Here is a 10,646-nt window from a genome sequence, read left to right as displayed (position 1 = left end):
CTTCCGCACTACGGTCACTTGCTGGCCGGTACCATCAAGGACATCGTGCCGCGTTACTGGACCATGAAGGGCAAGAAGGTTCCGCGTGGTTTCGGTTGGGACTGCCACGGTCTTCCGATTGAATCTCTCGTGCAGAACGAACTGGGCCTCGCGGGCGTTGCCGAAATCCAGAACCTCGGCGTCGACAAGTTCAACGAAACCTGCCGCAGCAAGGTGCTCAAGTACACGAGCGAATGGAAGAAGACCGTGCGCCGCATGGGCCGCTGGGTGGACTTCGACACCGGCTACAAGACCATGGACAAGAACTTCATGGAATCCGTGTGGTGGGTGTTCAAGCAGTGCTTCGACAAGGGCCTCATCTACCAGGGCTACCGCATCCAGCCGTACAGCCCGGCCCTCGCTACTCCGCTTTCGAACTTCGAAACCAACCAGGGCTATAAGGACCGTCAGGACCCGTCCCTCACGTTGATTTTCCCGATTAACTCTAACGAAGCCAAGTTCAAGGACACGAGCATCCTCGTGTGGACGACGACTCCGTGGACGTTGTACTCCAACTTCTGCATCGTTGTGGGTTCGGATATGGACTACAACCTTGTGGAACAGGACGGCAAGAAGTACTGGATTGCCGCAAGCCGTACCGCCGCCTACTTCAAGAACCCGAACATTGTGGATACCTGCAAGGGCTCTGAACTCGTGGGCAAGGACTACGAACCGCTTTCCCGTATTTCCGATGAATTCGTGACACCGGACCAGCTGTCCCGCCACTACAAGATTTACCCCGCCGACTACGTGAGTACCGAAGACGGTACTGGCGCCGTGCATACCGCTCCCTCCTTCGGTGAAGAAGACTTCCAGAAGGGTGCTGAACTCGACCTCGGCCTTTTCGACCCGCTCGATACCGAAGGCAAGTTCACCGACAAGGTCCCGATGTGGAAGGGCCTTGGCGCTAAGGAAGCCGACAAGGAAATTATCCGCTTCTTCAAGGAACAGGGCCGCGTGTTCAAGCAGGACACGATTGTGCATAGCTACCCCCACTGCTGGCGTACCGGCGTTCCTCTGATTTACCGCGCCCTCAAGACTTGGTTCTTGAAGATCGACGCTCCTGTTACGAATAAGGACGGCGTGACCAAGACTTTGAAGGAATGGATGGTCGAAAACAACCAGACCGTGAACTGGGTCCCGGACCACATCAAGAACGGCCGTTTCGGCAAGTGGCTCGAAGGCGCCCGCGACTGGAACCTTTCCCGTAACCGCTTCTGGGGTACGCCGATTCCGGTGTGGCTCTCTGATGACGGCGACATGATTGCTGTGGGCTCTATCGAAGAACTGCAGCAGCTCACCGGCGTGAAGCTCGATGACCTGCACAAGCACTTTGTGGACAAGCTCACCATCGAAAAGAACGGCAAGGTTTACCGTCGTACGCCTGAAGTTTTCGACTGCTGGTTCGAATCCGGTTCTATGCCGTATGCTAGCCGCCACTACCCGTTCGAAAACAAGGAAGTGGTGGAAGCAAGTTTCCCGGCTGACTTTATTGCCGAAGGTTTGGACCAGACCCGTGGCTGGTTCTACACGCTGACCGTGCTTTCTAACGCTTTGTTCCAGAAGCCGGCCTTCAAGAACGTGATTGTGAACGGTATTATCTTGGCCGAAGACGGCTCCAAGATGAGTAAGTCCAAGCGCAACTACCCGGACCCTAACGATTTGATCGAACGCACCGGTGCTGACGCCATCCGCTTGTTCATGATCAACTCCGCCGCCCTCAAGGCCGAAGACCTGCGCTTCAGCGAAGAAGGCGTGAAGGGTATCGTGAAGCAGGTGATGCTCCCGCTTTGGAACGCCGTTGCCTTCTTTGTGTCTAACCACAATGCCGACGCCGCCAAGGGCCAGCTGAACTGGCGGCCGGGTCAGGAAGTCAAGAGCGACAACGAACTGGACCGCTGGATGCTTGCTACCTTGCAGGATTTGGCTGCCAATGTCGAAGTGGAAATGAAGGCCTATCGCCTGTACAACGTGGTGCCCGCCGTGATCGCCGCTGTGGATGACCTCACGAACTGGTACGTGCGTCGTAGCCGCCGCCGTTTCTGGAAGAGCGAAAACGATGGCGACAAGAACGCCGCCTACGCCACCATGTACAAGGTGCTGGTGGACTTCTCCAAGATTCTCGCTCCGTTCCTCCCGCTCCTTGCCGAAGAAATCTACCAGATTCTCGTCCGCGAAGTCGATGCTAACGCTCCGGTGAGCGTGCACCTCTGCGAATTCCCGAGTGCCGACAAGTCCCTCATGGACGAAGCCCTCGTGGAACGCATCGCCATGGTGCGTGGCATGGTCGAAATGGGCCGCGTCATCCGCGCTACGAACAACGTAAAGAACCGAATGCCGATTGCAAGCATGACGGTCGTTGCTCACGGCACCGAAGAAAAGAACGTCGCCGAGACCATGAAGGACTTGATTCTCGAAGAACTCAACGTTCGCGAAATGCAGTTCCTCGAAGACGAAACCAAGCTGGTGAAGCTCTCCGCCAAGCCGAACTTCCTCGCCATCAAGGCGAAGGGCCCGGACTATGCGAAGAACATGAAGGTGATTTCCGCCAAGCTCAACAGCCTCACGGTTGACGAAATCAAGGCCCTGCAGGGTGGTGAAGCCATTAAGTTCGACTTCGGTGAAGTCGGTGCCGACTGCTTGATGCTCAGCCGCATCGTGCCGGAAGGCCTCGCCGTGGAAGCAAACCAGCACTTTACCGTGGCTCTCGACCTGAAGATTACCGATGACCTGCGCCGCGCCTGCGTGGCTCGCGAACTCGTGAACCGCATCCAGAACCGCCGCAAGGACCAGGACTACGCCATCACGGACAAGATCGAAGTGACCTTGTTCAGCGCAAGCGAAGTCTTCAAGCAGGCCGTTGCCGAAAACGAAGCTTACATCGCCGGCGAAACTCAGGCTGTGAAGATTGCTTGGGCTGCATCTGCCGATGGTCTCGAAGCCAACGAAGCCGACGGAGAGGCTTTCGCCTTCACGACTGTAAAAGCCTAGCAAGGTTTGGGTGCGAAGCATCAACGCTTAATCGCTCTACGAATCCGAAATACTCTATCCCCGGAATAAAAAACTCCGGGGATATTTTTTTATATTCATGACAATGAAGTTTGTTAGGAATCTTATTTTTGCCTTGGCCTTGTTCTTGCCGAGTGTTTCAATGGCGGAAGGTGATTCAACTTACACACCTAAGAAAAAAGCCTCAGATAATATACCACTGCCTCTTGGGTTAGAGGTGGGCGGCGGAAATATGTTCGTGGCCGGATTGGAATGGTGGCTTATACCGTCTGGTTTAATCTATGCACAAAAACGTCCTGAAAATACAAAAGGCCCATGGGCTCCGAATTATGCGTTTGTGTGGTTTATCCGTACTAGGTATGTTTATGACTTCACCGACCACGAACATGGAATTTTACTCCATCCAAGCATCCAGTGTTTTCATGCTTTGGCTGGTGTTGGGGTAGGCCCCCAGGTGGGTTGGTTTTCTTCGACGGGATTTGACTACGGTGCATCCGTCCGTTTTGACTTGCTATGGTTTTTCAATCTTGAAGTTGGCTATTTTGCAAAAAAAGAAAATGTTTTTGTGAACGCCATATTCACGATGTCAGGCCCGAGAATGCTAATTTTCGATCCCTAAAATTTTTTTCTATTCCGCGAAACCAAAAGCATTTAAAGAGAGACGTTCCAAGCGGAACGTCTCTTTGGGTTTTAGGTAGGAAAAAAGTCAAGCGTACGCTCTTTCGTCAAGGCACTTCTCGAGTTCGAGCATGATGTCGTCCTTGTTATAGCCTTTGCCGATAAATACGACCTGGTTTTCGCGGTCGCCGAATCGAGAATCCCAATTCTCCCGAAGTTCAGGATTGTCCGCGAGATACGCCTGTTTCTGGTCTTCGCGTAAAGCGGCAATCCAGTAAGAAACGGGCATCACGGAAGAATTCCTGCCGGCCTGTTCGAACAGTTGCACGTCCTTGCTTGCATCCGAGAACCAGATGTAACCCTTGGAACGAATGAGCTGCGACGGATAGCGGTTGTTGACAAATTCCATAAAGCGGTTTCTGTTGAACGGTTGCCGTGCTTCGAAAATGAACGAGGAGATTCCGTACTCGTCAACGCAACCTTCTTTTTTGCGGCCCGGCTGCGTAAGGCTCGCCGTCGCCTTCTGGATTGCGGAAGAAGAATCAATCTGGTCGTAATTGAACGGCTTTGTCGTCATGATTTTTTCAATGTCGATGTCGCCGTTGACCGAGTGGAGAATCGGCGCGCGGGGCTGGAAGTCTCGCACGATGGACTCGACTTCCTTGAGCTGTTCCGCACTGAGCAAGTCGCACTTGTTCAAAATGATAAAGTTGCAGAATTCAATCTGGTCCACGATGAGCGTCGAAATTTCTTCTTGCGACAGGTCGTATTTTTCCGCCAGGCTGTCCTTCATTTCTTTTCGTTGCTTCAAATCGCTAAGGAACTCGCGGTAGATTCTGTCGGCGTCGACGACCGTGACGATGGAGGTCAAATACACGTTCGTATCGGGATTGTCTTCCTCGTAAGCGAGGAAGCTCGCGCTCACGGCGCCGGGATCGCTGATGCCGGAGGCTTCGACGAACACGACCTCGACGGAACTGAGGTTGGAAATCCTTTCAATCTGCTGGATGAACTCGTCGCGCAAAGTGCAGCATATGCAGCCGTTTTGCAGTTCGAACATCGGGCATTCGGTAACGTTCGAACCGTTCTTCTTTAAGATTTCGGCGTCGACGTTGATGCTCCCCATATCGTTCACGATAAGGGCAACCTTCCTCTTCTCTTGCTTGAGGAGGTTGTTCAAAAGGGTAGTTTTACCCGAGCCCAAATACCCGGTGATCAGTATCACCGGTTTCTTATTCTTTTTCATAAGAATCCTTTTGTTATATGGAAATCTTTATATCCTGGCGGCAGCCCCGCAGTTCTGGCAAAGCCCGTAAAAAACAGTACGGAAGGGGTCCAGCGTAAAGCCGTGTTCGGCCATCAGGTGCGAGCCGAGCTTTTCGAGGTCATGGCATTCAAGATGGATGAGTTTGCCGCAATTTTCGCACTTGAGGTGAAAATGCGAAACTTCCTTGTGGCAGTCGTCGCCCGAATATTCGAAGCAGGCGGCGTTCTGTTCCCCGAGGAAATATTTTTGCACGGTACCCGCCGATACGAATTTTTCCATCTGCCTGTAGATGGTGGCGATACCGATGGGGATATTCTTTTTCAAGAAATAGGCGCGAACGTCTTCCGCCGTAAAATGGCGGTTCCGCATAGCTTTGAAGCAAGAAAGGAGCAAATCCTGCTGCTTGGTCTTGTAATTCATTTTTTCCATGCCTTTCTAAATTTGATAACCATTATCAAATTATAACAAAATAAAAGAATCCTGGCAAGGGATTATGAATGCAATAAAAAGGGCTTATTCAGCGAATCCCGGAGGCGGCAGGTGCATGCCGGCCATCAGGAGCTTGTTGTCGCGGGCGTATTGCAGAATGCGCTTGCGGCTCTCGGCGGCTTTGGGCTTGTCCATGTCGTAGTTGGAATTGATTTCGGGATGGTCCTTCTGCAGCGCGTAGCCGTGCATCAGGTCGCCGATGACAAGCAGGTTCGAAATTTGGAAGGCGGTATGGCCCGGCGTATGCCCGACTGCGTCAATCGTGGTCACGCCCTTGGGCAGTTCGTCCCCGAACTCGAACAAATGAAGGCTATCCTTGTAGAGCCCCATGATATTCTTCTGCATTTCGTTTTGGGGAATGCTGTTCATCCAGGCGTCGTATTCCGCCTTGCTCGCATACAGCGCCGCGTTCGGGAACGTCTTGGCGAGGCGGCCCGTGCTATCCTTCGAGATGAGGCCCGCGATGTGGTCCATATGGAAATGAGTCAGGTAGACAAACTGGACGTTTTCGGGAGCGATACCCAGGGACATAAGGCGGCTCAGCATCTTCCCGCCGAAAGCCCCGAAACCGGCATCGAACAGGATGTTCGCGCCATCGACCCGAACAAGGAACGTACCTACCGAAGCGGGGAGACCCTCCGGCTTGTTCAAGCTATTGAACAGCGAATCGCTCGCATCGCTAAACAGGCTGCGCGGCATATACTTTTCGCCGACGTTATCCTGAATCCAGGTGACTATCGCGCCGTTTCCAAGCACAAGCGTCTTGGTGCCGGCGATGTCGCGCAGCTCCTTGCCCGCGGCCTTCTTGGCAACCTTTACCGAAGCATTCGTACCGGCGCCATCCTTGTCGGAGGTCTGTGAGTCGCTGCAGCCGGCCCCCATCAAGGCCAGCGCGAAAGAGCAGAACAAAATAAGCGATTTTTTCATGGTGTCTCCTGTGCAAGGGAATATATATAAATGCAAAGGCGTTTTTTTATTCCTGTCGTCATGAAATATTGCATTTTATCCGAAAAACACCTCTTTAGGGGTCCAAAACGCCAAACCGGTTTTATATTTGAGACATATGAAAAAAATTTTAACATTATGCATCGGTTTTGCCGCTCTCCTTTCCGGATGTTCCATGACCCGAGATTACGGCCACGTAGAACAATTCGACATGGAAGCGCCTACGGCCCCGGAACTGCGCGGTGTCGGCAATTATCAGGAACCCAAAACGTTCAAGATTCGCGCGTCCGGAAACATCAACCTGGGCAAGTCGGAAAAAGAAAAACTTTCCGGCATCACCAACAAGATGGAAAACTGCAGCGGCATAACCAACTGCCGTGATTTCAAACGCGAAGAGGTAAAGGAAAATGTCGACGGGACATACAACGTAACCTTCCCCATCGTGACGGCATCCATCGACCTTCTCGCCAAGAGGAACTGGTTCTTGTGGGGCGGATCCGTCGCCGTGAACAAGGGCCTGAGCGCCGACTTGATCATTGGCGTGAACACCAAGCACTTCGAAGCGGGGCTTTCGATTGGCGCATGGATGTACGCCCGCAAATTCAACTACTCCGGAACGGAATACAGCTGCGACCAGTTCCTTGTTTGGGAAGACTTCAGCAAGCATTTCTTCGCAGATTCGTCTACGACGGGAGGCACCATTACCTACGGCGGCTTCGCGAGCATCTACAACGGACCGTTATCGTTCAATTTCTCGTTCAGCGTCTACAGGCCCGACCCGGCCTTCCCCACAACGTCTGGCGGGAGCATTTTCGCGAAAGAGGGGAACACAATCGCCAACTTCGACATGCCGCTGGTCATGACGGAATACTTTACCGTCGGCTACCGCATCACCGACAGATGGGAAGCGCGCATGGGCGTCGCGAACACCCTCGGGGAATTTCGCGGCTGGCACTGGTCTGCCACGGGCGGCATAAGTTACTACCTCAAGTAGTTGCTATCTTTTAGTGCATGAGCGAAAATCTTGTGCACTGTGTCCGCACCGACGGATTCGAAATGGAATATGCGCAGTTCGGGAACGGCGCAAAACCGCTGGTCGTTATACCCGGACTCGCCATCAAGAGCGTGATGAAGTCAGCCGCGTCGCTGCAAGTGCAGTACAAGATGTTCGCGGAAGACTACACGCTCTATTTTTTTGACCGGCGCAAGGACGTGGAACCGGGATATTCCCTCGCAGAAATGGCCCGCGATCAGGTGCTCGCCATACAGGCGCTCGGCCTGAAGGATGTCGCGCTGTACGGCATGTCTCAGGGAGGCATGGTGGCCCAGCATATCGCGGCGACTCACCCGGAAATGGTCCAGAAGCTCGTTCTCGGATGCTCGACGTCCAAGCCGGAACCGCAGCAGCTCGAAGTCATCGGGAACTGGGCACGTCTCGCCCGCGCACATGACCGCGAAACTCTGGTCGACAATTTCATCCGCGACTGTTTCTCTACGAAATTCGCAGAACGCTACCGCCGCGCGCTGCTCATGATGTACCGCGACGTATCCGAAGCCGAGATGGACCGCTTCGCCATTTTCGCCCGCGAGTGCGACAACGTGGATACCGGCGACATGCTCGCAAGCATCAAATGCCCGGTGCTCGTGCTCGCCGCGAGCGACGACCGCGTAGTCTTGCCCATCGCCTCCGAAAAGATTGTAGATAAGCTCAATGCCGCAGGCGTCCCCTGCGAATTCGCGATGTTCGAAGGCTACGGCCACGCCGTTTTCGACGAACTCAAAGAATATAAGGACCGCATCCTCCAGTTCTTGCAGAAGTAGCCCAGCCCGGCTCCGACCTTTTAAAATCCTTTCAAAATTTATACAAGGGTGCCCGTGCGGCCTTCGTACCCCCAATCTAGGGCATATCTTGCCTTTTTGGAGCATCTTTTTACAAAAGTTTCGCTTTTAGGCCACAGCCCATTTATCTAAATTTGTGCCACTATGGCAAAAATTCTCTTTAAAAAGCAGTTATCTCCTGCGGTATTCCAATTCCGCGTCGAGGCCCCGCTGATCGCTCAAGAGCGTAAGGCCGGCCAGTTTATCATCCTCCAGACGAACAAGGACAACGGTGAACGCGTGCCTCTCACCATCGCCGATGCCGACACGACTGAAGGCTCTATCACTTTGATTTTCCAGACCGTCGGTAAGACCACCACCGAACTCTCCAAGTTCGAAGTCGGTGACGATATTCCGGTGCTCGTGGGCCCCCTCGGTTCCCCGACCCATATCGAAAACTTTGGCCACGTGGTCTGCGTGTGCGGTGGCGTGGGTATCGCCCCGATGCACCCGATTGTTCAGGCCCTCAAGGCCGCCGGCAACAAGGTCACCATCATCATGGGTGCCCGTAACGAAAGCCTCTTCCTCATGAAGGAAGAAATGACCGCTCTCGCCGATAACATTATCTTCATGACCGACGACGGTTCTTATGGCCGCAAGGGTCTCGTGACCGAACCCCTTAAGGAACTCTGCGAAGACACCAAGGGCAAGCCGGACATGGTCATCGCCATCGGTCCTCCGATCATGATGAAGTTCTGCGCCCTCACTACCAAGCCCTACGAAGTCAAGACCGTGGTCAGCCTCAACAGCATCATGGTGGACGGAACCGGCATGTGCGGTGGCTGCCGCGTGACTATCGGCGGCAAGACGAAGTTCGTCTGCGTCGATGGCCCGGAATTCGACGGTCACGAAGTCGATTGGAACAACATGCTCCAGCGTATGGGCGCCTTCAAGCCCCAGGAACAGGAAGCCCTGCACCGCTTCGGTGCAAACGATGGCCACAAGTGCAACATTGACAAGATGGCTGACGCAAAGGCCAAGGAGAGCAAGTAATGTCTGAACATATGACTCGCGAACAGTTGGACGCCGCCGCCAAGGTGGAACTTGAAAAGATTAGAAGCGCTGCCGAACCCCTCAAGATGAAGGACAAGCTTGCTATTCCTTCTCAGCCGATGCCGCAGCTCGAACCGAGCTACCGTGCCCGCGTGATGGAAGAAGTTGCCCAGGGTTACACCGAAGCTCAGGCTATCGTCGAAGCTAACCGCTGCCTTGCTTGTAAGAAGCCGTTCTGCGTTGAAAGCTGCCCCGTGCACATCAACATTCCGGCCTTCATTGCTGAAATCGCCAAGGGCGACTTCAAGGCCGCTATCGCCAAGATTAAGGAAACGAGCCTTCTCCCGGCTATCTGCGGCCGTGTTTGCCCGCAGGAACGCCAGTGCCAGATGAACTGCACCGTCGGTAAGACTCACAAGGACGTGAACAAGGCTGTGGCTATCGGCCGCCTCGAACGCTTTGCCGCTGACTATGAACGCAACAACGGTGGCGCCTCTGTGCCGGCCGTGAAGCCCGCTACCGGCAAGAAGGTGGCTGTGATCGGTTCCGGTCCTGCCGGCCTGGTTGTTGCCGCTGACGTGCGCCGCGAAGGCCACGACGTGACCATCTTCGAAGCTTTCCACAAGCTCGGTGGTGTGGTCCGCTACGGTATTCCTGAATTCCGTCTGCCGAAGGCAATCGTTGACAAGGAAATTGAATCCCTCGCCGCCATGGGCGTGAAGTTTGAGACAAATTTTGTCATCGGTCGTACCCGCAAGCTCAAGGACCTCATCGAAAAGGATGGCTTTGACGCTGTGTTCGTCGGTACCGGTGCTGGTCTCCCGCTCTTCATGAACATCGAAGGCGAAAACCTCGTCGGTGTGTTCGCTGCTAACGAATACCTGACCCGCGCCAACCTCATGCGCGCCTATGACAAGGAAAATGCCGATACTCCGATGTGGCCCGGTAAGAACGTGGTCGTGCTCGGTGGTGGTAACGTCGCTATGGACGCTGCCCGTATGGCTCTCCGTCTCGGTGCTGAAAAGGTCCGCATCGTTTACCGTCGTAGCATGAACGAACTCCCGGCCCGTAAGGAAGAAATCCTCCACGCCCAGGAAGAAGGTGTCGAATTCTGCGTTCTGCAGAACCCGGCCAAGATCCTCGGTGATGAAGCCGGTCACGTCCGTGGTATGCTCGTCGACAAGTACGAACTCGGCGAACCCGACGAAAAGGGCCGTCCGCGTCCGGTCAAGGTCGAAGGCGCAAGCTTCGAAATCGAATGCGACACCGTGCTCGTTGCTATCGGTAACGGTTCCAACCCGCTTATCAGCAACACCACGCCGGAACTCTCCGTCGACAAGAAGGGTCACATCCTTCTCGAAGATGCCGCTGCCAACAAGACCTTCATGGAGAAGGTTTATGCCGGTGG

General features: G+C 54.1%; 9 protein-coding genes. 6 read left to right on the top strand and 3 right to left on the bottom strand.

All coding sequences use genetic code 11. The features are described from left to right. The coding region (gene ileS / locus IK012_RS04425) for an isoleucine--tRNA ligase (RefSeq protein ID WP_290951065.1) at nt 1–3,030 on the top strand (3,030 nt) is incomplete at its 5' end. A gap of 103 nt (nt 3,031–3,133) precedes the next feature. Next, nucleotides 3,134–3,667: a hypothetical protein gene (locus tag IK012_RS04420; RefSeq protein ID WP_290951062.1), complete on the top strand. Its 534-nt coding sequence runs from the start codon at nt 3,134–3,136 to the stop codon at nt 3,665–3,667. An 87-nt stretch (nt 3,668–3,754) separates the two neighbouring features. Here IK012_RS04420 and IK012_RS04415 read toward each other — a convergent pair whose 3' ends face one another. The 3 genes from IK012_RS04415 to IK012_RS04405 all read right to left on the bottom strand — a co-directional run bounded on the left by IK012_RS04415 (nt 3,755) and on the right by IK012_RS04405 (nt 6,349). After that, nucleotides 3,755–4,912, bottom strand: a complete 1,158-nt coding sequence (locus IK012_RS04415) for a GTP-binding protein (protein WP_290951059.1) — start codon at nt 4,910–4,912, stop codon at nt 3,755–3,757. Nucleotides 4,913–4,939: 27 nt separating this feature from the next. After that, nucleotides 4,940–5,362 (bottom strand): Fur family transcriptional regulator, encoded by a 423-nt coding sequence (locus IK012_RS04410; RefSeq protein ID WP_290951056.1) that lies wholly within the window; start codon nt 5,360–5,362, stop codon nt 4,940–4,942. Between the two features lie 84 nt (nt 5,363–5,446). Next, the gene (locus IK012_RS04405; protein ID WP_290951053.1) at nt 5,447–6,349 is read right to left on the bottom strand and encodes an MBL fold metallo-hydrolase; all 903 of its coding nucleotides are present in this window, start codon (nt 6,347–6,349) and stop codon (nt 5,447–5,449) included. A 136-nt stretch (nt 6,350–6,485) separates the two neighbouring features. Here IK012_RS04405 and IK012_RS04400 point away from each other — a divergent pair, with 136 nt between their 5' ends. The 4 genes from IK012_RS04400 to gltA form a co-directional block, all read left to right on the top strand. Next, a complete protein-coding gene (locus tag IK012_RS04400) occupies nt 6,486–7,361 on the top strand; it encodes a hypothetical protein (RefSeq protein WP_290951051.1) in 876 nt (291 codons plus the stop codon). 17 nt (nt 7,362–7,378) lie between these two features. After that, on the top strand, nt 7,379–8,188 hold the full coding sequence (locus IK012_RS04395) for an alpha/beta hydrolase (RefSeq protein WP_290951048.1): 810 nt from the start codon (nt 7,379–7,381) through the stop codon (nt 8,186–8,188). A 162-nt stretch (nt 8,189–8,350) separates the two neighbouring features. Continuing rightward, nucleotides 8,351–9,238 carry a sulfide/dihydroorotate dehydrogenase-like FAD/NAD-binding protein gene (locus tag IK012_RS04390; protein ID WP_290951045.1) on the top strand — a complete coding sequence of 296 codons (888 nt, stop codon included), beginning with the start codon at nt 8,351–8,353 and terminating at the stop codon, nt 9,236–9,238. After that, nucleotides 9,238–10,646: NADPH-dependent glutamate synthase (gene gltA / locus IK012_RS04385; protein WP_290951042.1), on the top strand; the 1,409-nt coding region annotated here is incomplete at its 3' end. The genes IK012_RS04390 and gltA, both read left to right, overlap by 1 nt.

It is taken from the genome of Fibrobacter sp. (assembly GCF_017551775.1).
GTDB lineage: Bacteria > Fibrobacterota > Fibrobacteria > Fibrobacterales > Fibrobacteraceae > Fibrobacter.
This window is presented reverse-complemented; position numbering and strand designations above follow the sequence as displayed.

Bases quoted from the DNA above. Each gene is read 5' to 3' on its own strand.
- IK012_RS04405 (WP_290951053.1), bottom strand. From the start codon at position 6,349: ATGAAAAAATCGCTTATTTTGTTCTGCTCTTTCGCGCTGGCCTTGATG.
- IK012_RS04410 (WP_290951056.1), bottom strand. From the start codon at position 5,362: ATGGAAAAAATGAATTACAAGACCAAGCAGCAGGATTTGCTCCTTTCT.
- IK012_RS04415 (WP_290951059.1), bottom strand. From the start codon at position 4,912: ATGAAAAAGAATAAGAAACCGGTGATACTGATCACCGGGTATTTGGGC.
- IK012_RS04395 (WP_290951048.1), top strand. From the start codon at position 7,379: ATGAGCGAAAATCTTGTGCACTGTGTCCGCACCGACGGATTCGAAATG.
- IK012_RS04390 (WP_290951045.1), top strand. From the start codon at position 8,351: ATGGCAAAAATTCTCTTTAAAAAGCAGTTATCTCCTGCGGTATTCCAA.
- IK012_RS04400 (WP_290951051.1), top strand. From the start codon at position 6,486: ATGAAAAAAATTTTAACATTATGCATCGGTTTTGCCGCTCTCCTTTCC.
- IK012_RS04420 (WP_290951062.1), top strand. From the start codon at position 3,134: ATGAAGTTTGTTAGGAATCTTATTTTTGCCTTGGCCTTGTTCTTGCCG.